24 protein-coding genes and 1 riboswitch are annotated in these 25,806 nt (G+C 46.2%); of the genes, 2 read left to right on the plus strand and 22 right to left on the minus strand.

Annotated features, from left to right (window positions below):
• Position 1: 1 nt before the first annotated feature.
• From L6I86_RS18945 to L6I86_RS19035, 19 genes are all read right to left on the minus strand, one after another.
• Positions 2-1,594 carry a cobyric acid synthase gene (locus L6I86_RS18945; RefSeq protein WP_236289581.1) on the minus strand — a complete coding sequence of 531 codons (1,593 nt, stop codon included), beginning with the start codon at positions 1,592-1,594 and terminating at the stop codon, positions 2-4.
• On the minus strand, positions 1,587-2,693 hold the full coding sequence (gene cobD / locus L6I86_RS18950; RefSeq protein WP_236289583.1) for a threonine-phosphate decarboxylase CobD: 1,107 nt from the start codon (positions 2,691-2,693) through the stop codon (positions 1,587-1,589). Before cobD ends, L6I86_RS18945 begins: the two co-directional genes overlap by 8 nt.
• Positions 2,694-2,732: 39 nt before the next feature.
• Positions 2,733-3,554 (minus strand): adenosylcobinamide-GDP ribazoletransferase, encoded by an 822-nt coding sequence (gene cobS / locus L6I86_RS18955; RefSeq protein WP_236289585.1) that lies wholly within the window; start codon positions 3,552-3,554, stop codon positions 2,733-2,735.
• A complete protein-coding gene (gene cbiB / locus L6I86_RS18960) occupies positions 3,533-4,528 on the minus strand; it encodes an adenosylcobinamide-phosphate synthase CbiB (protein WP_236289587.1) in 996 nt (331 codons plus the stop codon). The genes cobS and cbiB overlap by 22 nt, the downstream gene beginning before the upstream one ends.
• A gap of 32 nt (positions 4,529-4,560) precedes the next feature.
• A complete protein-coding gene (gene cobU / locus L6I86_RS18965; RefSeq protein ID WP_236289589.1) occupies positions 4,561-5,121 on the minus strand; it encodes a bifunctional adenosylcobinamide kinase/adenosylcobinamide-phosphate guanylyltransferase in 561 nt (186 codons plus the stop codon).
• A gap of 26 nt (positions 5,122-5,147) precedes the next feature.
• Positions 5,148-6,278: a nicotinate-nucleotide--dimethylbenzimidazole phosphoribosyltransferase gene (locus L6I86_RS18970; protein WP_236289591.1), complete on the minus strand. Its 1,131-nt coding sequence runs from the start codon at positions 6,276-6,278 to the stop codon at positions 5,148-5,150.
• Positions 6,279-6,301: 23 nt separating this feature from the next.
• Entirely contained in the window at positions 6,302-7,078 is a 777-nt protein-coding gene (locus L6I86_RS18975) for an ABC transporter ATP-binding protein (protein ID WP_236289592.1), read from the minus strand.
• Positions 7,079-7,083: 5 nt separating this feature from the next.
• Entirely contained in the window at positions 7,084-8,121 is a 1,038-nt protein-coding gene (locus tag L6I86_RS18980) for a FecCD family ABC transporter permease (protein WP_236289594.1), read from the minus strand.
• Positions 8,121-9,137, minus strand: coding sequence for an ABC transporter substrate-binding protein (locus tag L6I86_RS18985; protein ID WP_236289596.1), 1,017 nt, complete (start codon positions 9,135-9,137; stop codon positions 8,121-8,123). The genes L6I86_RS18980 and L6I86_RS18985 overlap by 1 nt, the downstream gene beginning before the upstream one ends.
• 155 nt (positions 9,138-9,292) lie before the next feature.
• Positions 9,293-9,444, minus strand: a riboswitch (cobalamin riboswitch).
• A 32-nt stretch (positions 9,445-9,476) separates the two neighbouring features.
• Positions 9,477-10,004 (minus strand): hypothetical protein, encoded by a 528-nt coding sequence (locus L6I86_RS18990; protein WP_173110834.1) that lies wholly within the window; start codon positions 10,002-10,004, stop codon positions 9,477-9,479.
• Positions 10,005-10,067: 63 nt separating this feature from the next.
• Entirely contained in the window at positions 10,068-10,334 is a 267-nt protein-coding gene (locus L6I86_RS18995) for an aspartyl-phosphate phosphatase Spo0E family protein (RefSeq protein WP_236289598.1), read from the minus strand.
• 68 nt (positions 10,335-10,402) lie between these two features.
• Complete coding sequence (locus L6I86_RS19000) at positions 10,403-11,605, minus strand: aminotransferase class I/II-fold pyridoxal phosphate-dependent enzyme (protein WP_276574878.1); 1,203 nt, start codon at positions 11,603-11,605, stop codon at positions 10,403-10,405.
• Between the two features lie 15 nt (positions 11,606-11,620).
• Positions 11,621-12,112, minus strand: coding sequence for an Lrp/AsnC family transcriptional regulator (locus L6I86_RS19005; RefSeq protein WP_056609404.1), 492 nt, complete (start codon positions 12,110-12,112; stop codon positions 11,621-11,623).
• Between the two features lie 199 nt (positions 12,113-12,311).
• Entirely contained in the window at positions 12,312-13,232 is a 921-nt protein-coding gene (gene cysK, locus L6I86_RS19010) for a cysteine synthase A (RefSeq protein ID WP_236289600.1), read from the minus strand.
• Between the two features lie 63 nt (positions 13,233-13,295).
• Positions 13,296-14,531 (minus strand): MFS transporter, encoded by a 1,236-nt coding sequence (locus L6I86_RS19015; protein WP_236289602.1) that lies wholly within the window; start codon positions 14,529-14,531, stop codon positions 13,296-13,298.
• Between the two features lie 124 nt (positions 14,532-14,655).
• Entirely contained in the window at positions 14,656-15,156 is a 501-nt protein-coding gene (locus tag L6I86_RS19020; protein ID WP_056609397.1) for a hypothetical protein, read from the minus strand.
• A 138-nt stretch (positions 15,157-15,294) separates the two neighbouring features.
• Complete coding sequence (locus L6I86_RS19025) at positions 15,295-15,714, minus strand: DUF350 domain-containing protein (protein ID WP_236289604.1); 420 nt, start codon at positions 15,712-15,714, stop codon at positions 15,295-15,297.
• Between the two features lie 117 nt (positions 15,715-15,831).
• Positions 15,832-16,512 (minus strand): PspA/IM30 family protein, encoded by a 681-nt coding sequence (locus L6I86_RS19030; protein WP_236289606.1) that lies wholly within the window; start codon positions 16,510-16,512, stop codon positions 15,832-15,834.
• Positions 16,513-16,604: 92 nt separating this feature from the next.
• Positions 16,605-18,965: an endonuclease MutS2 gene (locus L6I86_RS19035; protein ID WP_056609389.1), complete on the minus strand. Its 2,361-nt coding sequence runs from the start codon at positions 18,963-18,965 to the stop codon at positions 16,605-16,607.
• Between the two features lie 240 nt (positions 18,966-19,205).
• Between L6I86_RS19035 and L6I86_RS19040 the strand changes: the two genes are divergently transcribed.
• Both L6I86_RS19040 and L6I86_RS19045 read left to right on the plus strand, forming a co-directional pair.
• Complete coding sequence (locus L6I86_RS19040; RefSeq protein WP_056609386.1) at positions 19,206-19,574, plus strand: phage holin family protein; 369 nt, start codon at positions 19,206-19,208, stop codon at positions 19,572-19,574.
• Between the two features lie 174 nt (positions 19,575-19,748).
• On the plus strand, positions 19,749-20,174 hold the full coding sequence (locus L6I86_RS19045) for a cupredoxin domain-containing protein (protein ID WP_236289609.1): 426 nt from the start codon (positions 19,749-19,751) through the stop codon (positions 20,172-20,174).
• Between the two features lie 279 nt (positions 20,175-20,453).
• Here the strand turns inward: L6I86_RS19045 and L6I86_RS19050 are convergent, their stop codons facing one another.
• From L6I86_RS19050 to pheT, 3 genes are all read right to left on the minus strand, one after another.
• Entirely contained in the window at positions 20,454-21,008 is a 555-nt protein-coding gene (locus L6I86_RS19050) for a CvpA family protein (protein WP_236289611.1), read from the minus strand.
• A gap of 6 nt (positions 21,009-21,014) precedes the next feature.
• A complete protein-coding gene (gene zapA / locus L6I86_RS19055) occupies positions 21,015-23,204 on the minus strand; it encodes a cell division protein ZapA (RefSeq protein ID WP_236289613.1) in 2,190 nt (729 codons plus the stop codon).
• A gap of 94 nt (positions 23,205-23,298) precedes the next feature.
• On the minus strand, positions 23,299-25,791 hold the full coding sequence (gene pheT, locus L6I86_RS19060; RefSeq protein ID WP_236289615.1) for a phenylalanine--tRNA ligase subunit beta: 2,493 nt from the start codon (positions 25,789-25,791) through the stop codon (positions 23,299-23,301).
• Between the last annotated feature and the right edge of the window lie 15 nt (positions 25,792-25,806).

Genomic DNA, 25,806 nt, shown 5'->3' on the forward strand with positions numbered 1-25,806 from the left:
CTTAGAACCCCTCCCGTTTCGTAGGATGTGTTACATCCATCATCTCATAAACTCGCTTCATATCCAAGTGAGCTCGTACATGGTCAGCCAATCGATCGAACGCAGCTTCCCGGCGCTCCTTATAACGTAGTCCTTCTAAGATTGGGGATAAACCCTTATGTAATCGAATCTGGTTCAACCAAGCTCTGCGGAAGTCATCATTGTGCAAAATACCATGGATATAGGTTCCCCACACACGGCCATCTAGCGAGACGGCTCCGTCAGGATGCAGGGAAGTTGCAAGAGGTTCCTCTAAATCCGTGCTTAATTGAGGAGCTATTTGAAAAGGAGGTACGATTTCTTGCGCATATTGCGTCCTACCCATGTGAATTTCATAGCCGTTGATCACAAAATTCGATGCGAAAAGCGTGCTGACACCTTGTACCCTTACCGTTCGTTTATCCGGTGTGAACACCGTTTCTGTCGGAAGCAGCCCTAAGCCTTCAAGCCTAGCATGCTCCGATTCGTACCTGCCAGGATCCGAGAGTGTGACACCCAGCATTTGATAACCTGCACAAATACCAACGATCCAACCTTTGTCCTCATGAGCAAAAGAAACTAATCGCGCAGCCAGACCTGACTCCTTCAGATAGCGCAAGTCTTCCATCGTATTCTTACTTCCTGGAAGTATGACGACGTCCGGCTCTCCCCATTCAGCTAAGGAATCAATATATCTGAAATGAATGTCGGATTCTTCTTGCAGCGGATCAAAATCTGTGAAGTTCGAAAGACGAGGCAAACGAATGACTGCAACGTCCAACTGATCTGATTTTTTTCCTTGTTGGTTCGTAGACCTTCTGCTTAGCGTACGTTTGGAATCGAGTGATGCTGAGTCCTCGTCCTCAATACCAAGCTGCTGCAAATAAGGAATAACGCCGAGCACTGGCTTCCCTGTGCGCTCTTCCAGCCAATCCAAACCAGGCTTCAGCAAGCTGACATCCCCGCGAAATTTATTAATAATAAAACCTTTCACCCGGTCTCGTTCCTCTGGGGTCAAGATTTCAAGTGTACCCACAATCGAAGCAAAAACCCCACCACGATCAATATCAGCAACCAGCAGTACCGGTGAATCTGCCCAACCGGCTAGACGCATATTGACGATGTCACGATCTTTCAAATTGACTTCCGCCGGACTTCCTGCTCCTTCTAGAACGACAATGTCATGTTCGCTGCGCAAGCGTTCTAAAGCATCTTTCACGATCGCTTCCGCTTTTGGCAAATAGGACTCTCTATACGCCCTTGCATCCAAATCTGCATAAGGCTTCCCATGAACAACAACTTGAGCTACCATGTCTTGCTTTGGTTTGAGCAGAATCGGGTTCATATCTGTCGTAGCGACAATTCGGCAAGCATCTGCTTGTACACCTTGCGCCCTGCCTATTTCTTTGCCATCGAATGTGATGTAAGAGTTGAGGGACATATTTTGCGATTTAAAAGGCGCTGTCTGCCAGCCATCCTGCACGAAAATACGGCATAAGGCCGCCGTAAGAATACTTTTGCCAACATCAGAAGCTGTGCCTTGAATCATGAGAACTGCTGACTTTGATTCACGCATGGCCTGTACCTCCACTCCTTGTTAAATCATTCATCATCCTGCTTAAGGCTTGTAGTAAACGCTCATTATCCTCACGAAGACGAATGGCTACGCGACAATAACGTTCATTCAACCCTTCGAATAACGAAGCATCCCGAATCAGAATCCCTTGGCGACCCATAACCTGTTGAGCCTGTTTTATGCTAATCCCACTCGACACAGAAAATGAGAACAACAAGAAATTCACATCACTTGGCACTACTTCCAAGCCGATATGGCGCATCTGCTCGATAAGCCAAGGCTTCTCAACGCCCAGCCACTCCCTTGTGGACTGTTCGAACGCTTCATCTCCTAGCACCGCAACCCCCATCTGCTGCGCGAGATAATTCACACTCCATTGTACCTGCTGCTGTCGCAATTGCTGGATAAGATCAGGGTGAGCTACCATATAACCTAAACGAATGCCTGGGATTGAATAAAATTTCGTCATTGAACGAATCACAATCAGGTCTTGGCTTGTTGAGGCAAGTTTCAGCAGCGAATGTTCAGACTCCTGTGGAACAAAATCCATAAAAGCCTCATCGAGCACAAGCTTGCGCCCACTCTGAAGCAGATTGCTTAGTACGCTGCGAGGAATTAGTTTACCAGTCGGATTATTGGGATGCCCGAGGAAAAACAAGTCAACTATTGGCAGCGCTGCTTCGACATCCTGCCATTGGAGTTCGAATTGATGCTCAGGGAGTAAGGGGATATTCGTTAGCCTGCCACCCGTTTTGTGAACCGCTTCCTCATACTCGCTAAAAGATGGCCTAGCAAGCCCCGTCATGCTTGGATTCACTACACGGATGATCAAATCGATCAGCTCTGCGGCACCGTTTCCAACCAAAATACTCTCCGGATCTATCTCATATTTCTGAGCTAGCTTTCGGCGAAGCTCACGTACCGCAGGATCTGGATATTTGACGATATCGCGCCAGCTCGCTGATAGAATCTCCTTGACCACCTCAGGAGGCCCAAGAGGGTTCATATTCGAACTGTAATCCAGAAACTGTTCTTTAGGCAGATTAAAAGCTTCCTCCGCTGTCCACAGATCACCTCCATGTCCATAACGCTCTAACATAATGGTCACTCCTTTCACGAAAAGATGACAGATCCTGTTCTACATGTTAACGATGATGATGACGGCTAACAACAGTACGCTCTCCAGTAGTTCATTTAAAGCGCCATACGTATCTCCTGTAAGTCCGCCAAGCTTGCTGCTGATATAAGCTGCAATTCCGCTTCCAACTAACGTGGTGATGGCCATAAAGCTTAGAACGATACTCCAGTTCGGTAACGAAATTGTGTTGTTATTGTAAAAGCATAGCGTAGTCGTTAATAGGGCTACTAAAAGAGATACCATGACATGTTTGCTGTTAACGCCATGAAACAGACTGCCTAACCCCGAATTCGGCCTTGCGTAAGGCCACATTCGAATGGCTGCAACCATGAACCAACGACTCCATATCGGCACGATGGCCAATAGGAGAAGCATATTACCTGGTTCACCTGCTTGTTTGGCATCCAGTAGGGTATAGAGTAAGGAAAATTTTAGTAATAGATGCAGGACGCACACAATAACGCCCATTGCACCCACGCGGCTATCCTTCATAATCTCAAGCATTTGATCACGAGGACGGTGACTGAGAATCCCATCTGCCGTATCCATTAAGCCATCCAGATGCAGTCCGCCTGTGAGAATGACCCAAAACGTTAGGAGCAGGATGGATGCTGGCATGGTTGGCAGCACGTGGGAAAGCCCAGTTCCTGCCAACAGGAGAAGCAGTCCGATTACGAAGCCAACAAGCGGGTAAAACATGGAGCTGCGCTGGAACACGCGCTCAGTATAATCAATCTGCATGGGAATCGGCAGGCGCGTTAGGAATTGAAAGGCGGCTACACAGGCTCGCAGCCAGTCCATTAAAAAATGAGTACGACGCATAGGAGTCCTCCCATCACTACAAAACTGACGCCGTAGAGCATGCTCACGGCGTTCACGATATCCCGCTGCGTTCGCGGACGCAGCGGCCAGCCCAAGCGCGCGCGCTCACTCGCCGCGCCACCATAGACGTTCAGCCCGCCGAGCTCGATCCCGAGTGCCCCGGCTACCGCCGACTCCGGGATCCCGCTGTTCGGGCTGGGGTGTAGATGCGCGAAGCGGCGAATCGCCGCCGCCGCGCGCGGAGCTGAGAGGCCCGGCTTCGCCAGGGCCACGAGGATCAGCAGGACCCCGGTGAGCCGCGCCGGGATCCAGTTCAGGGCGTCGTCCCAGCGGGCCGACGCGGTGCCGAAATGACGGTATCTGTCATTTCGGTAGCCGACCATCGAATCCAGCGTATTCGATGCACGGTATAACATCGCCAGCGGCGCACCGCCGATGAGCGCATAGAACAAGGGCGCGATGACCGCGTCCACGATGTTCTCTGCGACCGTCTCCACGACGGCTCGCGTGAGCTCCTCCTCGTGGAGCGCATCGGTATCCCGGCCAACGATGTAGCCGGTGTACTTGCGAGCATCCGCGAGATTGCCTTCGCGCAGCGGATTGTAGACCAGATACGCGGCATCCTTTAAGCCTTTGATCGCCACCGTCGTGGAGATGAGCCAGGTTGACACCGCATACCCTAGCCACGGATGAATATCATTTGCGAAATGTACCAGCACAAGTACCACAATAAAACTCAATGTAATTGTGGACAGCATGAGTAGGAAGCCCTTCAAGCGCAGCCACTTTGGATGGATACCTTCTATGGGGCTCGTAATACTTTCTCTCGGATGCAGTCTTTCTTCTACCCAGCGGATCCAGCGTCCAATAAGTATGACGGGATGCGTAGGCCACTTTGGATCACCAATCAACCAATCTATTGCTATTGCAGCAGCCGTCATCCAGACGATTTCCTGCCATGTATATATCCACATAAGGGCTTCACCATTCCGCACTTACTTCTCTATTAGTCTAAAATGTAAGCTCTACTTTTTATTTCGATCGGGATACCGACGGTAACCAGAAAAACCTGCTGACAGACTTCAGCAACACGCTGATTCATCCGTCCAGCCAAATCTCTGAATTGACGGCCAAGCGGGTATTCCGGCACAATACCATCGCCTACTTCATTCGTAACTAAAATAAGTTGTCCACTGTAGGAGGACACGGCATCCACGAGCTCGTCAATTTGATTGGATACGAGTTGAACTGCATGGCTCTCCAGCTCGTAGTAGAGCAGCCAGTTCGTCAGCCATAGCGTCAGGCAGTCTACTAACACCACAGCACCTTCGCCGCTCTCCTGAAGCTGCGTGAGACAGTCTCGCAGCGCATACGGCTCCTCCCTGGTTTCCCAAGGGAATCCCGAGTGAAGCCTCTGCAGCTGGTGCAGACCCACCCGCTCCCTCATTTCCTCATCGTAGATGTGGGAGGTCGCTATGTAAATCCCCTGCTTGCAGCGATGCATAGCCAGCTTCTCCGCGAAGGAGCTCTTGCCGCTGCGCGCGCCGCCCGTTACCAGAACCGCCATCGTGTTCGCCTCCTTCTCTCTGCTTGTTACTCCCTCGAAACGCCTGCGCTTTCGAAGGTCGCCATTTCTTTCATGATCTTGCCTGCGGCATCGATCAAGTTGAACACAAGCACTGCGCCTGTGCCTTCGCCCAGTCGCATATCCATCTGCAGCATCGCTGCGAGGCCAATCGACTCGAGCACCTTCGCATGTCCCTGCTCTTGCGATAAGTGCGAGGCGAGCATGTAGGACGCGCTTAGCGGAGCTAAACGGCTCGCCACGAGCGCTGCGGTCGACGAGATGAAGCCGTCGACGACAACCGGGCAGCGATGCTTCGCTGCGCCCAAGATCACCCCAACAAGACCAGCGATCTCCAGTCCGCCGACCTTACTCAACACCTCGAGTGCATAATCACCGCTTGAACCTTCTTCTGCACTTGCTTTTGCACTTGCACTTGTACTTGTACTTGCACTTGTACTTGCACTTGCCCCACGCCCAAGCAGCCCATTCACGCCCAGCGCCGTATTCACAACCGACTGCTTGTGCAGCCAAGTCGCATCATCGATGCCGGTTCCACGACCTACAGCAATACTAGTGTCTAATCCCGTCAACGCACACAAGATTGCTGCGCTAGCCGTTGTATTACCAATCCCCATTTCACCCGTAGCGAAAAGTCGGTACCCTTTTGCCACCAAATCGTCCACAATTTCACTGCCAGCTACTATCGCTTGGGTCGTCTCCTCCAAGGTAAGAGCCGCTTCCTTCGCCATGTTGCGCGTGCCTTTTCTAACTTTGCGAGAGACAAGATTCGGATGCTCCAAATCTGCATTAACCCCCATATCCACACAAACCACATCAGCTCCGGCATGTCTAGCAAGAACATTAACAGCAGCCCCGCCATATAGAAAATTGAGCACCATTTGTGGTGTCACTGCCGCTGGGAAAGCACTGATGCCTTCCTCACAAACACCATGATCACCAGCCATGACAATAACCGCTTTTTTCTCAAAAGTCGGCATCACTTCACCTGTAATCCCAGCGACTTGGCGTGCGATGTCCTCAAGCTTTCCCAAGCTTCCTTGCGGCTTCGTTAATTGATTCAAATGGTCATTGGCTTGAACAGCCACCTCTTGATGGATCGGTTCAATCGCGTTAATCAAGTTATGTAAATGGTTCATTATCATCTTCCTCCGGACTCTCATTATTTCCCAGGTTGTAATAATATCTGAGGTACCTCACTAATAGGATGTTTAAGAACAATTGGCTCTGTTCCGTATACTTCAGCTATTAGTGTACTTGTAATAATTTCTGCAGGCGTTCCAATGGCCGTTACTCGCCCCTCATGTACGATCATCAATCTCGTGCAATACTGCGCTGCCAAATTCAAATCATGCAGAACAGCTATAACCGTTAGTTCCGACTCCTGCTGCCAAGAACGAATATAATCCATCATCTGTATTTGATATCCGATATCTAGAAAAGTAGTTGGCTCATCGAGCATGAGCAAGCTTGGCTGCTGGGCCATCACCTTGGCCAATGCAACGCGCTGCCGCTCCCCGCCACTCAGGCGTTCAATCGTGCGGTCTACAAGCCCTTCCAACTCAAGCTTTATGATAATAGCATCAATGAGTCCATCCGATTCAGTCTTATCTTCTCCTAGCCAATTCTGGAACGGGTAGCGTCCCATCTCCACGACTTCACGAACTGTGAAGCCAACTGGGGGCAACGCATCTTGCTGAAGTACAGCGAGCCATTTGGCCAATTCTTTGCGCGAATACGATGATACCTTTTTTCCTTTTAAAAGCACATTACCATGCATGACCGGATCCATGCCGGATAGGAGTCGCAGTAACGTAGATTTGCCGCTGCCATTAGGACCAATAATCCCAAAAAACTCCCCATGCCCGACCTCAAAGCTCATATTATCTAGCACTTGTTGTTCTCGAAAGCTCTGAAAGAGCCCCTCCACTTGAATCATCGTGATCAACCTCTTAACGTTTTCTTATCTTTATGGAGCAGATAGGCAAAAAAAGGTGCACCCAGAAACGCCGTAACTACCCCAAGCGGGATTTCCGTAGGACTAAGCAGTGTTCTAGCCAAGGTGTCTGCCCATAAGACATAGATCCCACCAACAATCGCGGATAACGGAATGATCAAACGATAATCCGGACCAACCAACATTCGTACCAGGTGCGGTACGATCAGCCCAACAAACCCGATTACCCCAGCCACAGAAACGGCAGCCGCCGTGATCAACGTGGAAGCGATTAGTACAATCAGTTTCGTACGTTCAACATGAACACCGAGATGTGCAGCTTGACGCTCTCCTAATGCCAGCAGGTTTAATGATCTTGCATAGCTTAACAGAATAACAACGCCTATTATGAGATACGGTGAAATCATATACGTATATGACCATCCGCGCATCGCTAGACTCCCCATGAGCCAGAAAATAATTTCATTAATCGTTTGATTTGAAATCGAAACCAAGAACGACACAAACGCCCCTAGAAAGGCTTGCATCACAACGCCCGACAAAATCAGCGTTTCCATCTTTAGCTTCCCTTCAATCATAGCTAGCTTCAAGACCAAGAACAAGGAAATAAGCCCCGTCGCGAAAGCCACAATGGGGATCGACCATTGCCCGAACCAGGCGAATTGCAGCCCGAAATAAATAAGAACAGCAGCCCCGACAGAAGCCCCAGAAGATACGCCCAGCGAGTAAGGATCAGCAAGCGGATTACGCAGAACCCCTTGAAAACCAGCACCAGCTACGGAAAGCACAGCTCCAACAAGAATGCCCAGTAACATACGAGGGATTCTTACTTTATTAATGATTTGTTCCGAAGATTGCGGCCAGTTCACCTCGATATGACTTCCTATCCAAGGCAGATGCTCCGCTAGAATTCCCACGATATGTGAAAGAGGAAGCTGAGCCGACCCGATGGATAAACTCACCACAATAGAAAGAAGAAGGAGTATAATGCATACTCCTCCTCCAAGCATCAATTTTCTTTTCATTATTTCACCAATTCAGGATAGATTCCTTTCGCCATTTCCAGTAGCCCATCCGTCAGTCTCGGACCTGGGCGACTTACAGAGTTCTGGTCGAGTCCTACCACACGTTTATTCTTCACGGCGTCAATCGCATCCCACCCACCGCGCGTACGAATAATTTCTTCCAATGGCTTCTTGCTCTTGAAATCGACAATCCCATTTGCGAACAAGATGACGTTTGGATTTTGCTGAATGATCTTCTCTTCACTGATCTCATACCAGCCTGCTTTATCGCCGGCTACGTTAATTCCACCTGCGATTTTGATTAACTCATCCATGAACTCACCGCTTCCTACGGTCCAGCCTGGAGCAAATTCCATGTATACTTTTTTCTTATTCTCTTGCTTCACATCTTTCACGGCATCGACAACCTTCTGACGGTCTGCTTTCATTTTGGCGACAACTTTCTCTGCTTGCTCTTGATGGTCCGTAATAAGTCCGAACGTTTGAATATTGTTCATCGCATCATCTACCGTTTTGGGATCTACTTTAAAGACGTTAATGTTCATCGCACGTAGATCCTCAACTGATTTAGCAGTCATGGAAACACCAGAGAAAACAATACTCGCATTCGAAGCAATGACTGCTTCCATGTTTGGTTTCGTAATGCTGCCTAGCTTCGGCTTCGATTTTGCTGCTTCCGGATAATCGTCAAAATCCGATACACCGACAATATTCGCCTCTAGTCCAATCGCAAACAGCGATTCTGTCTCTGATGGCGAGACCGACGCGATTCGCTCTGGTGCTTTGTCGAATGTAAACTCTTTGCCTGTCGCATCTTTTACTTTCAAAGGATATGTCGTTTTCTTTGCTGCAGCAGGTGCTGCCGTCGATGTCGTAGTTGGCGCCTTCGTCCCTACACCACCTAGTTTCGATGGATCCGTAATTTCTGTTTCCTTCTTCGCACATGCCGCTAACGAGATCGCGGTCGCAACCGCTAATGTAAGAATAAGACCCCTTTTGAAATTGCTCTGTTTCATCACTTAAACCCTCTTTTCCTTATTTTCAATTCATAGTCAAAATTAAAAAAGTCCCCTTGTTCACTAGGAACGAAGGAGACGATAAATCGCGGTATATGACAACGAACTTACGTGCGCTGCTTCCTGATTTAACGCGACCCTTTTCCTCGAAGGATGTTGTATCGGCACCATAGGCAGGTATCCTGACTCTCCAGACTTTCACAAGTCTGAATTACAGTGGCGGGACCGTGCCGGATTTGAACCGGCTTCCCCTAACTAGTAATGTTCCATTTGGAATATGACCAGTACCTACAGTTGCAAATTATACATTGAAACTATTTGTCGATTATAAATGTTCTCTTATTTTTGCGCAATAATTTGGATGACTTTCAATGCCTCGTCCATTTTCGGAGCATTCTGTGGAATGAACGCATATAACCCTTTACCTTCAAAACCTTGCTCTTTCATCCATTTGTTTCCAGTAAGCGGAATGCCGTACAGATGCTTCTCCGCTGCCTTACCTTCTTCTTTGATCTCGATAACCCCATCTGGATAATCCTTAGGGTTGATGATGTTATCCAACGAAACGAATCCCGCTTGGTTGCTCAAGCCTTTGAACTGCTCTTCTCCCAAAATGAAGATCCCGTTACCACCAGCAGCTAGCTCCACAATCATTTTTTCCAATGAAAAAATAGGTGATGTATTCAGCTTCACAGTAGGAATTTCACCTACCTTGGATTTCAAAGATACTTCCAACTTCTCCGCCGCTTCACTTGGAAACCCGTTAGGTCCCATCATAAACACTGATACATCTGCCTTCGGTCCACCACAAGCTGTAAGCATTAACATCATTCCTAGCATGACAACGAACAACCATTTTGCTTTCATGTGTATGTAATTCCCTCCGTCAAGTACTCTCTCTTTATCGATAATCGCCAGAAAAGTCGGTTTTCACCGACTTTTCTTTCCAGATGTCATATATTCATTTATTTTTTGATCCAGCATCGTACTTAATTCAACAACCGCATCAGATGTCATTTCTCGACCTTCCATGACCATCTGTTCCATTTTACGTCTCAAGGTATTGATCTCTTCTTCAAGTATAGCTAGGGAATTTTGCTTCTTGGCATTTCTGGTCAGCCAACGCTGTCCGAACTCTTGCTCGCGAATTTGAAATTGCTTCTGAAAGTTAGTAAGCTGATATTCCATAAAAGCCATGCTCATCCCTCCTTACTCTTAGAATACCAGTTTTCGTCTCCTATGAACATATGAATTTATAAAGAATATTATAATTTCCTCAAGAAATTACCGATTCTCTCTAATGCTTCATTCAGTTGGGAAACACTATAGGCATAAGAGCATCGTAGAAAACCTTCTCCACCTAAACCAAATACATCACCAGGTACTGCAGCTACCTTAGACTCATATAAAAGCCGTTGCGCGAATTCGTCTGAGGTTAATCCTGTTGCCACAATGCTTGGGAACGCATAGAATGCGCCCTGTGGTTCATGACATTCAAGCCCTACTTCACGGAAGCCTTTGACAACTAATCGTCTCCGTTGGTTATAGGATTCAATCATCCGGTCTTTCTCTTCCAATCCATTCGTCAACGCTTCATGAGCGGCTACTTGCCCCATGACAGGTGCACACATGACCGTATATTGGTGAATCTTGGTCATTGCCGAGATTAGCTCTCTGTGACCGCAAGCATACCCCATCCGCCAGCCAGTCATTGCGAAAGCCTTGGAGAATCCGCTAACGAGAATCGTCCGATCCTGCATCCCCGGAACTGCTGCGAAGCTCACGTGCTTCTGCCCGTACGTCAATTCCGCATAAATTTCATCAGAAATGACAATCAGATCATGTTCTTCAACAACTTTCGCAATCGGCAACCAGTCTTCATACGTCATAATGCCGCCAGTTGGATTACTAGGATAGCATAGAATTAATATTTTGGATTTTGGCGTAATCGCATCGCGAAGAGCCTTTTCCGTCAATTTAAACTGATCCTTTGCAAATGTTTCGATACCCACTGGCACACCGCCACTAATAGCCGTGATTGGCGAGTATGAAATATAACAAGGCTCAGGAATCAGAATCTCATCCCCAGGTGTAATAAGTGAACGCAGCGCTAGATCAATAGCTTCACTGCCCCCTACCGTAACAAGCACCTCGTTCGAAGGCTCATATTTCACTTTAAAGGAGGTATACAAATAGTTCGCAATCGCTTCGCGGAGCTCAGGAATACCGGAGTTTGGCGTATACTTCGTTCTGCCGCGCTCCAAGGAATGTACAGCTGCTTCACGAACGTGCCAAGGTGTGGAGAAGTCAGGTTCGCCAACACCTAGTGAGATGATGTCCTCTTTACTATTGCTTACAAGATCAAAAAACTTCCGAATCCCAGAAGGCTTCATTTCACGTACCGCAGGAGCGAGGTAGTCCTTCATTGATTTTATGCTAGTTTGAATCGTAGTCTCATCCTTGATCATAGCGCTACCTCTCCCTTACGGCGAAACAAGCATTCGGTGATCATCTTCTTGATCTTCGAAAATAATGCCGTCTTGTTTGTATTTTTTCAAAATAAAATTCGTTTTCGTAGAAAGCACACGGTCGATTGGCGACAACTTGTTGGAAACGAATGAAGCCACCTGTTTGAGCGAGCTCCCCTCAATCTCAACGAGCAAATCATACGCGCCTGACATGAGATAAACCGATTTGACTTCCGGATATAAATAGATCCGTTCCGCAATCGCATCAAACCCGCGCCCGCGCTCCGGCGTAATTTGTACTTCAATTAGGGCGGTAACCTTTTCGTCATCTACTTTGCTCCAGTTCACGACTGTCGCGTATTTGACAATGACCTTATCCGCTTCCATCTCGCTTATCGCTCGCGCAACTTCGGCCTCCGCCGTTCCTAACATGGTGGCGATCAGATCCGCGCTCCTGCGGGCGTCTTCCTTTAGTAAATCGAGAATTTTAAGCTTCAAAGTATCCATGGTTAAACCTACCTTTCTGAGATATGTTTCATTCATCCATTCATCTTACAATGAATTGCTGTCCTAATTCAATTACTGATCGCGGAAGAAAGGCAGAATATTTATATATATTCGAAAATTCCGCTAGGATTGGCAAAATAAAAAGCCACTGGATAACCATCCGAGTGGCTCAATGCTCCCAATTCACCTCGTACAAGGGTTAAAAGAGATCCATACTTAAATATCGCTCGCCTGTATCTGGTGCAATACAAAGCACTCGCTTTCCTGCCCCGAGCTTTCTTGCAACCTGCATCCCCGTCCATACTGAGGCTCCAGCCGAAGGACCAACAAGGATGCCTTCCTTACTCGCCAAATCCCTCATCGTTTGGATGGCATCCTCATCTGCCACTTGCACAATCTCATCATAAACGCTAGTGTTCAAAATTGCCGGAACAAAACCCGGACTTGTCCCCACGAGCTTATGTGGCCCAGGGCTTCCACCAGAAAGTACTGGTGACCCCTTCGGCTCCACTACATAAATCTGGATATTCGGCAAATGCTCCCGAAGCACTTCACCAGTCCCCGTAATCGTACCTCCAGTTCCTGAGGTAGCAACAAATGCATCCAGCTTGCCCTCCATTTGCTGCAAAATTTCAGGTGCAGTCGTTATGCGATGAATACTCGGATTCGCTGGATTCTCAAACTGTTGTGGGATAAAGCTGCCCGGGATTTGATCCCGTAACTCCACAGCTTTCGCAATGGCACCTGGCATCCGCAAAGCGGCTGGTGTTAGGACGACTTCGGCACCATAGGCTTTCAGGATATTAATACGTTCCTTGCTCATATTGTCCGGCATAATCAAGATGGCCTTATAGCCCTTGGCCGCCGCGTTCATCGCGAGTCCGATCCCCGTATTTCCGCTAGTAGGCTCAATAATTGTCGCACCTGGCTGAAGTTGTCCTGACTTCTCTGCCTGATCAATGAGATTCCATGCTGCCCGATCCTTCACGCTTCCGCTCGGATTGAAATACTCCAATTTCACATACAACTCAGCAGCTTCCGGTTCCAATAAGCGATTTACGCGCACCGCGGGGGTATCTCCGATCAGCTCTGTGATGCTATTCACCATTTTTGGCGGCATTGGTGCCCCCTCCTCATCCCTTACTCATGCTACTCACATTTTCATGCGGAAACCTAGCCGCTGTCAAGACTTGGCTGCAGGTAACTGGTTTCGTATGAATACCCAAGAGAAGAATGTTGAGCTTCCGATGACGAGTAACAGCACATTGATGATAAGCGGCTCTTTACTCCAAGAAATAACACATATAAATAAAAGTACGCCGCATACGCGCCCTACATTCAGCGATAACTCACGCAGAACAATATACTCTTCTCGTTGTTTGGCACTTTCATCATCCGATCCAATTAAGTCAAACACAACGGACACCATTGGAATGGAGTACATGGGGAAAAAAAGTGCAGAACCGATCCCGAATATCAGCAATGTGCTGAATGACATTTTCCAGAAAAATGGCAAGATCACAAGAACAACCATCACCGAGCCAATGAACATACTCTTTTTACGAAAAGAAGGTCGTATGAAGCGTCCTGCTGCCCAGAAGCTAACTAACGCGACGGATGAAGTAATTAGAGCGAAATTACCTAGACTAGCTTCACTTGAAGTCGATATGTACACAAGCAATCCAATCATAAATCCAAATACGCCCTCACGCACACCTTGAAAAAGTAAAGCCAGACTTACTCGCTTCCAAGGTGTTTGAGGTTGCCTAAGGATTCGCAGAGGCAAGAGCCATTCATAGGTGCCACTCAATTTCCTCTTCTTCAGAAAAAAACTGACCACAACACCTAATAGAAATATCCCTAACGAGATGGAAAAGATAAGACGATATCCCGCTCCATCCCCTAACGTAACGATGAGTAAACCTGAAATCCAGGGAGCGATAATCCCTGCACAAGCACCCAATAAGCCAACCCAACCATTGAATCGATCTCGATTATCGGGATCTGTCACTTCAAAGTAAACTACGTTGAAGGCAATCCAGAACAAGCCTACAGAGATCCCTTGGACCATGCCTAACCAAACGAAATAGTGGACACTGCTAGTCCCCATCCAGAGCACCAGCATGTAAAAACACGCTGATATAGATACACCAATACGTAAGCAATTCATTTTATTGTGTTCTTTTACCCACTTTCCAGCTAACCAAAAGGTAATAGCCATCGTCAAATGGGTCGTTAAGGTGAACCAGCCGATTAACGTAAAGTCATTTTTGGCTTTCCACAAATAAACACCGACGAATGTACCCGATAAGGCATTGGCTCCGCCGAATAGTGCATGAACAACGAGCAAAAGGATCGCTTGAGCATCCAGTTTACCTTTACTTTTCACACTCGTTTGATTCGTTTGATTCGTTTGCATACTCCTCCTCCTAATTGAGACCGATTATAGGCTTTTGTTAACCTTCCCCTTTGGAGTGAAATTATGAGGCGAATGCACGCAAAAAAACCGAATCCACGAGGACTCGGTTTCATTTCCAACGATCTTATTCTGATTTGATGCGTTCAACCATCAGTAATCGGTCCGTGTCTGAAAGCACTTTCTCAACTCGGAAACAAGATGGACACACATAAACATCCGTCGTGAAAGGGCCTGTTAAGAACGCACTCCCTAATGTTTTTGGAATCGTGGGGGTGAAGGAAGCTCCGCTTGTCACTTCAGTTCCAGCTAGGAGCAAGAATTCATGACAACTTGAGCACTCAGGTGCTTCTTCCTGCTCATCCGTTAATTGTTGGACCTTCTCGCCATACTTATCAAGCGGCTCATCGGAATCATCCCAAGCCAATGATAAATCCTCATCGGATTCGGCATATTCTTGCTCATTGAAACGAAGCTTCTGCCCTGTTTGCTTAACCTTCAAATCAATGCTGCGATAATCATTCAATTCATTAAAACAGTGTGGACACTCATCCTCTGGTCCAATTTCGGGATCCCAAACGATTTCGGTTTGGCACCACGGACATACAACTTCTTCATTGCTACTCATTGCGAAATCCTCCAGCTAATTGCGTCTAGGCATATTTCCATACATAATAAACCCCTGCCGCTACAAACACAAGCGCGATAGCAAACAAGGTTCCCCACAGGTATTTCATTGCTCAAGCCTCCAAGACTATGTATGATACTAAGTTACACATGCTCCAACCACATAGGATAAGGAGACAGACAACGTTAAGGATAAGAAACCTACCGCACGATTATCCTTCCTAATTTCCTCATCAATTTTGAAATAAGGCGTTAGGAACTCAAAGATAAAATATGCAACCAACAACAGCACGAAGCCATATCCGGCCCAAACGAGAGAGTGAATCATGGTGTCATTGTTTAAAATAGCGAAACGGAACAAGTTGCAAATCCCGAAAATTTTCCCACCCGTAGCCATGGCGACCGATAGATTTCCTTTTTTAATTTCAGCCCAATCATCATACTTCGTGACCATTTCGAAGATGGTAAGGAAAACAACAAGCGCGACCACTGCTACAGCAAAAAAAGCAAGCGTTGCTAAATACGGATTACTTAACAAGACATCCACCTCTTCGTTCATATCATCTCCTGCCTTCCTTTACACAAGTAGAGAGATTTAACGAAATCCCTTATTCCCTATATATGGTAGTAGAGACTGAGTATGACTCAGTCTCTCGCAGGTACAACTAGTATAACATTAGGATTGTTTTTTTTCAGCAAGCTTAGCTTTCATTGCTGCCAATTCATCGTTGATTTCGCTGCTGCTTGAGCCTAAACCGTCAAGCTCATCGTCCAAGCTGCGGTTTTTGGCACGAATTTCTCCGCTTGCTTGTGCTTCAGCTTCCATTTGCAACACTTTTTCGCTCATGCGATCGAAGCCTTTAGCAGCATTGTCTGTACCAAACCCAGACATTGCTTGGTTGATTTGTTTTTGTGCTTTTGCTGTTTCAGCGCGAGCAATTAACAAATCCTTTTTGTTTTTCATTTTGTTAAACTCATCTTTCATCTCAGTCAATTGAGCACGAAGTTGATCGGCATTTGTTTTGGCTAGATCGTATTGACGTTTCAATTCATCATAACGGCCTTGGTGCTCTTTCTTATCTTCCAGTGCGCGGCGGGCTAAATCTTCATTCCCTGCTTCCAGGGCTTTCATAGCCTGCTCTGTACGTTTTGTAACCATCTCTTCGGACTCTTCAAATTGCAGTTTAAATTTCTTTTCGATAGCAATTTGTTTCGCAACTGCCGTTTCTGCTTCCAAAATATCTTCTTCCATATCGCGTAAAAACTGATTTAACATTTTGACAGGATCTTCTGCCTTATCCAATAAATCATTAATTGAAGCCATTGTCATATCACGAAGTCTTTTGAAAATTCCCATCTAAAATTCCTCCTAAGGTTTAATACTCTTTTATATCTATTTCATACGCATCACCGAAGAATGAGTTTCAAAAAGGATCAAAAATTTATAAGTTATTTCAACTCGACAACCGTAACACCAGCTCCACCTTCATTATAATTACCCATCCGATAGCTTTTCACGTGTCGATGTCGACGCAAATATTCTTGCATCCCCGTTCTAAGGACTCCAGTGCCTTTACCATGAATCAAATACACTTGGCCAAAATTACTCAAGAAGGACTCATCTAAGAAGCGGTCTGCCTCAATCAAAGCTTCCTCCATATTCATACCGCGCATATCTAATTCCATTTTGACATTATCATCGCGGGTTCGCTTGAGAGTCGTGGCTACTTTCTGCGGTTGCTTCGACTGTGGCGCATTGCCAGTTTTCTCAAGGTTGGATAACTGAACCTTCATTTTCATAATACCCAATTGAACATTAGCTTCGGTTGTTCCCACAAGCTCAACAACGTGTCCTTTTTGTCCTAATGAAATGACTCTGACTTCATCCCCTGCTTCAATACGTTCAGGACGCTTCTTCAATGCACGCACTTGCTTGCTGCGCAGTTCAGGTGTCGCTTGATCCAGACGTCGCTTCGCCTCAACTAGCTTGTGGTCCTTGACCCCACCGGCTTCTTCCAGTGCCATGCGACGCAGGTCCGCAATGACCTCGTCGGCTTCGCGGCGAGCTTTGACAACAGCTTCGCGTGCATCGCGCTCCGCTTTTTCGAGCAGCTTATCACGTTGCTCATCGAATTTGAGCTGCTGAGCCTCCAACGATTTGCGCATGGCTTCAGCTTCTTTACGCAGCTCTTCCGCCGCATAACGTTCAGATTCTGCGATCAGGCGATTTTCCTCGAGGGACGCAATCATCGACTCTACGCGCTGATCTTCCTCTCCTACCTGCGTGCGCGCATGTTCAATAATGCGACGAGACAATCCAAGCCGCTCAGCAATTGCAAAAGCATTACTTCGCCCAGGAACACCGACTAATAAGCGATATGTCGGACTAAGCGTTTGAATATCAAACTCCATGCTAGCGTTAATCGTACCTTGTTTCTGATAAGCATACGCCTTCAATTCCGAGTAATGCGTTGTTGCAATAATGCGGCAGCCAATTTGATGAATATAGTCCAAAATTGATATCGCCAGTGCGGATCCTTCAGCAGGATCAGTACCTGCACCTAATTCATCTAGCAATACTAAGCTTTTCGGTGTCATATCGCGCAAAATGCTAATGATATTCGTCATATGACTCGAAAACGTACTTAAGTTTTGCTCAATACTCTGTTCATCGCCAATATCCGCATAGATGGCATCAAATACGCAGAGCTGCGTCCCTTCTTCGGCGGGTACAAACAGTCCAGACATCGCCATCAGACTCAGAAGTCCAACCGTTTTAAGAGAAACCGTCTTACCGCCTGTATTTGGGCCAGTGACGATAATTTGTGAGTAATCGTTGCCCAACTCCAGATCGAGTGGCACAACGGCATCCGCCGCGATCAACGGGTGTCTTCCTCTTTTAATCTTAATAAAGCCTCTATCATTCAATCTTGGCATTGTAGCCTTTAACTCTCTAGCTAGACCTGCTTTGGCAAAAGTAAAATCAAGCTCTGCTAACTGATCCACATCCAAAACAAGCACTTCCACTTGTTCAGCAACTAGCTCAGTCAATGCCCGCAGAATTTTCTCGATTTCAGCCTCTTCTTTAAATTTGAGTTCACGAATTTTATTATTTAATTGCACGATAGCATCTGGTTCGATATATAGTGTCGCACCCGAAGCTGACTGATCATGAATCATTCCGCCAAAGCTGGAACGATACTCTGATTTCACAGGAATAACGAATCGGTCATTCCGAATCGTAATGAGCACATCCTGCAGCATCTTCTGGACAGAGGAATTACGAATCATTTGTTCCAATCTTTCGCGCACTCTTCCTTCACCTGTGCGAAGCTCACTTCGAACTCGCCCTAATTCAGGGCTAGCTCCATCAACAACTACTGCATTTTCGTCGATGCAGCTATTGATTTTATCTTCTAGTTGTTTATTTTCTGTCAACAACTCCACTTGCGCCTTTAACATTGGGATCGCATATTCCTCATGAGCAGCAAGCACAAATCGCTTCAATCTACGCGATCCAAACATCGTAGTTGAGATTTCCAACAGCTCTGTCGGATTCAGCATGCCACCAATTCTAGCTCTATGCAGAGGCGCCCGAATATCTCGGATGCCTCCGAAAGGTGCATTCCCTTTTAACCTCTCTACATTTACCGCCTCATCAGTAGCTTGTAAGCGAAGCTTAACGAGTTCGAAATCTCCTTTAGGTTCCAGCTTCTCCGCTGTCTCTTTACCTAATGATGTCGAAGCATGATGAGCTACTTTATGTAAAATCTTCTGATATTCTAATGTTTTTATTATTTTCGGATTCAATGTTCCAACCTCTTTTCTCTACCCTATATTATAAACCAAATAGATCCTGATTAGCTACGGAGACAATGATTATATGGAAGATAATGCCCGCCATAATTATTACAAAGTTGGTTACACTAAGTTGTGCATCTAATCCTCTGCCAAAAGGAATTGCAAATCCTCACAATCAAAGCTTTCTGTTCAAAAAATCGCTTCTTGTCAATGGTCACATTCCATGACAGAAAGAAGGAGGTTCACGACATGCATCTTCTTGGACATCTGGTAAGGTTTATTGTTTCAGCTTTGGTTTTAATGTTTGTAAGCTGGTTAGTTCCAGGGTTCTCAGTCGGCGGATTCTGGAGTGCATTTTTCTTGGCACTCGTTATCGCAATCGCGGCTTGGATCATTGAAGGAATCTTCGGCAAGCAAATCACCCCATTTGGCAGAGGACTCGTAGGTTTTATTGTGAGCGCATTAGTTATTTGGGCCGCTCAATTTATTGTGACCAATGTGTCTACGAGCATGATAGGTGCCATTTTAGCTGCTTTAGTCATTGGGATCATCGACCTATTCATTCCAGTGAAAACCCCGTTCGAACAGGGGATCACAGGAAGAGAAGATCGTCGATAAACTTATCAGTTTCCATAACTGATAGCTAAAGTAAAGCCAAAAAAAAGATCGGCCTGCAGCGTTTTCACTCGCCGGGCCGATCTTTTCTTTGTGGTTTCACCAGTTTGTCACTGTAATTTGGAAAAAGGTCGTGTACAATAATGAGGTTATCATTATGTATACGGAGGGGTACCCATGAAAAAACTTACAATTCTTATGATGGGACTAGCAGTACTTATTGCCATCACAGCATGCGGAAACAAAGACTCCAAAACAGCAACAGAAGCTACAACAACACCAGCTACAACTACGGCAGCCACAGCTTCCCCAGCCGCTACTTCGAAAGCTGCTGCAGGTGGACAAGAAGTTGTATTAAAAGCTACAAATTTTCAATTTGATAAAACCGAATATCGTATCAAAAAAGGCGAGTCGGTCACAATCACACTAGACAATTCTCAAGGTATTCACGGAGCATCGATTAAAGAGTTTAGCATTAACCTCAACAATGGAAATAAATCCGTTACCTTTACACCAGATAAAACAGGATCATTCCCTATCACTTGCTCTATCATGTGCGGATCTGGCCATGCGAATATGAAAACGACACTTATCGTTGAATAATTACAATTACCACTTCATGCTCAATTAAACCTTTTCACGACTTCTGTGATCAGGTTTTTTCTTTATTTTCAGACTTGAACATATCTAAAAAGATGCGGATGCCAACTTAGCAGTCCGATAGTTCACTCTAAGCAAATTTGCAAAAGCTGGGATCGAATATAAGTCAATTGGTCTTGAATCAATATTTTCATGCCTCATTACTTATCCCTATCGCATTATAGGGTATCTCCGCACAAAACAAATAGAAACTACCGCTTTTTTTTCAAAAGGCAGTAGTTTCTATAGGGAGATTCCTTGTTTCCACAGGTCATGGAGTTTCCCCGCAACCTGCGGGAGCTCGTTTATTAAATACGGAGCTATAGATGAGTTTGCTAGCAGCTTCTGGGGGCCATCTGATGGAATGATAGTCATCACATTTACAGCAATTACAATGATGAGCAGTGCTTCTGCTAACCCCAGTAATGCGCCGCTCCAACGGTTAATGGTACTTAGCCCTGGAGTTTTGGCAAGAACATTCAAGGCTCTGCCAATGACCATAAGTGCAAGTTTAACACCAAAAAATAGGAGCGCAAAGGCAATGGCATTTAGAATATAAATATCTAAATTGAGTCCTTTTACGATGAATTCATATTTTTGGTAGTTCTGATAGGTTGGTAATGAAATTGCACTCTTGAGTAACGGAGCAAGATCCTTGTAAAAATAAAAGGCAACTAGATAAGCAAGGATCATACCCGAAATAGAAACGATTTGTGAAATAAATCCTCTAAAGTAGCCAATCAGCAATCCTAAGGCAATGACCGACATTAAGACGTAATCAAGCAGGTTCACTGTCACTTAGGGCTACCCAATTGGACTATCAGCTTCTACAAGCTCAATCCATTCGTTGTATTCGATTTGAAGTTTAGCATATTCTTCACGTAATTTTCGGTATTCCTCTTTGACTGCATGAAGTTCTTCTTGTTGAGCTTCGTCGTTCATACTCAGCTGTAGGAGCTCTTCCTTTTCCTGCTGAGCTTGAGCCCAAATAAGTTCTTTCTGCTCTTCAAATTCTTGAGCTCGTGTATCTCGTTCTATCTGCATTTGTGCAAGTAATTCCTCAATTTTCCCTTGATAATGCTGAATGATCGTTGCCTTCTGCTCCTCAAGCTGTTGTTGGAACGATGCTTGTTGTTTCTGATAGTGACCTTCTAGATTACCCTTTGCCTCTTCAAACCGTTGAGCTTTAGCCTCTTCTTCTTCCTGATATAACAAAGCAAGCGAGTCGATATCCTCTTTATGAGCGCTTGCTGCTACTTCTAACTCAGCTTGGTGTTTCTGTTTAATCACATGAATCTCAGCATGGTGGCCACGGACGATGGCTGCTATTTCATTATGATTTTTCGTATTGTTCGAGGTTAATTCATCTCGGTGTTGCTTAGAGAGCGATTCCAATTCATTGTGATGCTTTTCTGAAATTGAGCTTAACTCAGATTGGTGCAGTTCCGAAATTGCTTGCAGTTCATTTTGGTGGTTCTCAGAAATAGCACTCAATTCATTTTGGTGTTGATTTGTGAGAGAAGCAATCTCATTTTGATGATTTTCAGTTAAAGAATTAATCTCATTTTGATGATTTTCTATCAGAGAAGCAATTTCGAAATGGTGCTCATCAATTTGATTGGCTAATTCACTTTGGAGTTTATCCGTAATTACTGTTAACTCCGTTTGGTATTCTTCTGAAATTGTTTCAATTTCATTGAGATGACTATCTGAAATAGCTACTAATTCTGCTTGATGCTTTTCTGACATGAGTGCGATTGCCGCTTGCTGTTCTTCAGTTAAGATCGCGGTTGCAACTTGATGCTCCTCAACCAAAAGTGCTATTGCAGCTTGATGCCCGTCTGTAAGTGTCCCAATAGCGGATTGATGCTCTTGTCTCAAAGACACTAATTGAGATTCATGCTCCCTAGCCATGGAAGCTTGTACTTCCTGGTGTTGCAAGGTTATAGATTTGATTTGTGCTTGGTACTGCTTATGGATGACATCGATATCAGAACCGCTTTGCTTGGATAGTAATGCCAACGCATCTTGGTGCTGAAGTTCTGCGTTTTCTTTATCTTGCAGATGTAACTGGATAAGTGATTGTTTTTCTTCTTGCAGCTGTTGGTGCAAACTTTCATTTTCTTTGCGATGTGCTTCCGCGATGGCATCCAACTCAACTTTATGCTGTTCAGTTAACTTTAGAAGCTGTTGCGATTTATGTTGCTGCGCTTGCTCAAGCTGCTTTTTACTTTGTTGATGCTGTTGTTTTTCTTGATCGAGCTGCAGCTTGCTTTGTTGATGCTGTTGTTTTTCTTGGTCAAGTTGCTGTTTGACTTGTAAGCCTTGGCGTTTCTCCTGGTCAAGCTGTTGCTTGAGCTGCTCTATTTGTTTATTTGCTTGCTCTTGTTGTTGTTTCACTTGATCATTCTGTTGTTTGGCTTGTTCGATCTGTTGTTTCGTTTGATCAATCTGTTGTTTGGCTTGAACCTGCTGTTGCTTCGCTTGTTCAAGTTGTTGCTTGACCTGCTCTAACTGTTGATTACTAAGTTCAAACTTCTGTTTCATTTGCAGCATTTGCTGATTCGATTGTTCTTGTTCTTGTCTTACTTTTATCATTTCTTGCTTATATTGTTTTTCTAGTTCTGGGATTTGTTGCAGCTTCCCGTTTTGCTCCGCAAGTAAAGCTTGGTTCTTGTCATCCTCTTGCTTTAATTCGTGATACCGTGTTGTGAGCTTCTCGTAGGCGATTTTCGTCGCTTCCTGCTCTTTCTGAACTTTACTAAGCTCTTCCAAAATTTCATTCATTCGGAAGCACTCATCAGCCATGTTTACTGCGGCTAAAACAGCGATCCGCTGCGAATCCAAACGGGGGTACCCTTTGGCAATCCGGAACATTTGGTCATTCACATATTCTGCAACGGCCTTCATATGGTTGGTGCTTGTATCGGCTTTGAGCTTGTATTGGTGTCCATATATATCAACAGTAATTCTTGTTTTATCTTCAGTAGTCAAATTAAAATCCTCCCTTAAGATGAAAGGCTGGTCCTATCGAGAATAATTTCGATAAGACCAGCCTATATTCCTGCAACCTAGAAGGAAAGTTACACTATTTTCTTAACTCTGCCTCAAATTGTTGTTCAAGTATTGCCACAACTTTGGCGTGGAGTTCAGTTACTTCTTCATCAAGCAAAGTTCTGTCTGCATGACGGTACACAAGTGCGATTGCTACGCTTTTACGATTAGCCCCAAGACGCTCACCCGTATAGATATCAAATACCTGAATGGACTCCAACAATTCCCCTGCAACCTCGGAAATCGCTTGCTCCATAAGTCCAACTGGGACGCTTGTATTCACCACTACTGCAATATCACGCCCGATAGACGGATAACGAGGTAACAGCTTATAAACAATCTCCTCGCCAGCAGCTTCCAAGATAGGCGCTAGTTCAACTTCAAGCACATACGTATCGTCCAGATCACGCTGTTGTTGTGCAGTCGGATGTAGTTGGCCAATACGACCAATGACTTTTGGACCTTCAGCAGAAGCCAGCGAGATTTCAGCTGTACGACCTGGGTGGAAGCCTTCTGGTGCTGCTGACGTATATGTTAGTCCCTTAATTCCAAGGTACCCGATTAAACGATCAAAAATCCCTTTGATGTCGTAGAAATCAACAGCCTCTGCCTTCTGAGCCCAGTGAGCTTGGCGACGTTTACCTGTCAATACGATCGATAGTAACAGCTTTTCTTGCGGTAGAGCCGTAAGCGCTGCTTCGTCAGTAATGAATGCTTTGCCAATTTCAAAAATAGCGACATCATCCATCGTACGATTGCGATTATAGCTAACAACATCAAGCAAATGTGGTACTAAGCTAGTGCGTAGCTGACTGCGGTCTTCACTCATCGGCATCGCGAGTGGAATTGGCTTCGCAGCCGGGTATAGACCAGGAATAGCATCTACTTGCGCTTGTGGATTCACCTCAGCATTTGCGACGCCGTGTGACCGCGGGTTGGTGAAGGAATAAGTAATCACTTCATTCAATCCACTTTGCGTCAAGATATTGCGTGTAATCCGGCGGATGGATTGCTCTTTGGACAGTGACCCTGGCGTCGTAACACCGGTCATCAAGGTTGTCGGGATGTTATCATAGCCGAAAAGACGTGCCACTTCTTCAATCAAATCGACATCACGCGTAATGTCTCCGCGGCGGCTCGGCACATGTACGAGCAGCTTGCCTTCGCCAGCTTGCTCGAATGTGAAGTGCAAGCGCGAAAGGATTTGCCCCATCTCGGTCAAGGAAAGCGCTGTGCCGAGATAGTTGTTCACGCGATCAGCTGCGAGCTCGATGCTGACCGACTTGTGCGTTCCGCTAGCGGCTTCTACGATGCCGTCAGCGACTTTACCACCTGCGTACTGCGCAATCAGCGCAGCCGCTCGGTTCAACGCCGGAATCACCGATTCCGGGTTCACTTCTTTCTCGAAGCGAAGGCTCGCTTCCGAGCGAAGACCTAGCTGGCGCGATGTGCGGCGCACAGAGCTGCCAGCGAACTTCGCGGATTCAAGAAGGATCCGCGAAGTTCCCTCAGTCACTTCGGAGTTGGCTCCGCCCATAACTCCAGCAATCGCCACAGGCTTGGTGCCGTCCGTCACGAGCAGCATGTGCGGTTCCAGGGTACGTTCCACATCATCAAGTGTAACGAGCTTCTCGCCAGCTTCAGCGAGTCGTACGTCGATGTGTCCGTTGTTCAGCTGCTCCGCGTCAAACGCGTGAAGCGGCTGGCCGTACTCTAACATCACAAAGTTGGTGATGTCGACGATGTTGTTGATGGGGCGGATGCCCGCAGCCATCAAGCGATTCTGAATCCATAGCGGTGAAGTGCCCACGCGCACGCCTTCGATCAGGCGAGCTGCGTAGTGCGTGCACTGCTCCGTCGCTGTGATCTTCACGCTGATGCGGTCCGCAGCCTTCACGCCGGCAGCTCCTGCCGCTTGCAGCGCAGCTTCCGCATCAGGCAGCTTAACTTCGCGGCCAAGAATTGCCGCGATCTCGTAAGCCGCTCCGAGCATGCTCAAGCAATCGGAGCGGTTCGGCGTCAAGTCAAGCTCCATGACTTTATCGCTAATCGCCAATACATCTAGAATCGATTGACCAATTTCCGTATCCTCCGGCAATACCAAGATACCTTCTTGGATTTCCTTCGGAAGCAATTTATCGTTCAATCCAAGCTCTTTTGCAGAGCAGATCATCCCTTGGGATTCAACGCCGCGCAGCTTAGCGCGTTTAATTTCCAGCCCGCCTGGTAGGACAGCACCGATCATTGCGACAGGAACTTTTTGTCCGGCATCAATATTTTTCGCGCCGCAAACGATTTGTAAGTCTTCGCCTTGCCCGGCATCAATCACACAAACGCTTAGTTTGTCTGCATCTGGATGCTTCTCACGGGATTTTACAAATCCAACAACAACGTTGGAAACACCTTTATTGCGATCCTCGACGATATCCACTTCGATACCGCTGCGGGTTAATTTTTCAGCTAATTCCTCGGCTGTGAAGCCTGTTACATCTACGTATTCTGATAACCATTGATATGAAACGTTCATGCTTATACCCTCCTT

It is taken from the genome of Paenibacillus allorhizoplanae (assembly GCF_927798215.1).
Taxonomy (GTDB): Bacteria; Bacillota; Bacilli; order Paenibacillales; family NBRC-103111; genus Paenibacillus_E; species Paenibacillus_E allorhizoplanae.

Coding starts and splice junctions, on each gene's coding strand:
- L6I86_RS18945 (WP_236289581.1), bottom strand. CDS start 1,594: ATGCGTGAATCAAAGTCAGCAGTTCTCATGATTCAAGGCACAGCTTCT.
- cobD (WP_236289583.1), bottom strand. CDS start 2,693: ATGTTAGAGCGTTATGGACATGGAGGTGATCTGTGGACAGCGGAGGAA.
- cobS (WP_236289585.1), bottom strand. CDS start 3,554: ATGCGTCGTACTCATTTTTTAATGGACTGGCTGCGAGCCTGTGTAGCC.
- cbiB (WP_236289587.1), bottom strand. CDS start 4,528: ATGTGGATATATACATGGCAGGAAATCGTCTGGATGACGGCTGCTGCA.
- cobU (WP_236289589.1), bottom strand. CDS start 5,121: ATGGCGGTTCTGGTAACGGGCGGCGCGCGCAGCGGCAAGAGCTCCTTC.
- L6I86_RS18970 (WP_236289591.1), bottom strand. CDS start 6,278: ATGAACCATTTACATAACTTGATTAACGCGATTGAACCGATCCATCAA.
- L6I86_RS18975 (WP_236289592.1), bottom strand. CDS start 7,078: ATGATTCAAGTGGAGGGGCTCTTTCAGAGCTTTCGAGAACAACAAGTG.
- L6I86_RS18980 (WP_236289594.1), bottom strand. CDS start 8,121: ATGAAAAGAAAATTGATGCTTGGAGGAGGAGTATGCATTATACTCCTT.
- L6I86_RS18985 (WP_236289596.1), bottom strand. CDS start 9,137: ATGAAACAGAGCAATTTCAAAAGGGGTCTTATTCTTACATTAGCGGTT.
- L6I86_RS18990 (WP_173110834.1), bottom strand. CDS start 10,004: ATGAAAGCAAAATGGTTGTTCGTTGTCATGCTAGGAATGATGTTAATG.
- L6I86_RS18995 (WP_236289598.1), bottom strand. CDS start 10,334: ATGGCTTTTATGGAATATCAGCTTACTAACTTTCAGAAGCAATTTCAA.
- L6I86_RS19000 (WP_276574878.1), bottom strand. CDS start 11,605: ATGATCAAGGATGAGACTACGATTCAAACTAGCATAAAATCAATGAAG.
- L6I86_RS19005 (WP_056609404.1), bottom strand. CDS start 12,112: ATGGATACTTTGAAGCTTAAAATTCTCGATTTACTAAAGGAAGACGCC.
- cysK (WP_236289600.1), bottom strand. CDS start 13,232: ATGCCGCCAAAAATGGTGAATAGCATCACAGAGCTGATCGGAGATACC.
- L6I86_RS19015 (WP_236289602.1), bottom strand. CDS start 14,531: ATGCAAACGAATCAAACGAATCAAACGAGTGTGAAAAGTAAAGGTAAA.
- L6I86_RS19020 (WP_056609397.1), bottom strand. CDS start 15,156: ATGAGTAGCAATGAAGAAGTTGTATGTCCGTGGTGCCAAACCGAAATC.
- L6I86_RS19025 (WP_236289604.1), bottom strand. CDS start 15,714: ATGAACGAAGAGGTGGATGTCTTGTTAAGTAATCCGTATTTAGCAACG.
- L6I86_RS19030 (WP_236289606.1), bottom strand. CDS start 16,512: ATGGGAATTTTCAAAAGACTTCGTGATATGACAATGGCTTCAATTAAT.
- L6I86_RS19040 (WP_056609386.1), top strand. CDS start 19,206: ATGCATCTTCTTGGACATCTGGTAAGGTTTATTGTTTCAGCTTTGGTT.
- L6I86_RS19045 (WP_236289609.1), top strand. CDS start 19,749: ATGAAAAAACTTACAATTCTTATGATGGGACTAGCAGTACTTATTGCC.
- pheT (WP_236289615.1), bottom strand. CDS start 25,791: ATGAACGTTTCATATCAATGGTTATCAGAATACGTAGATGTAACAGGC.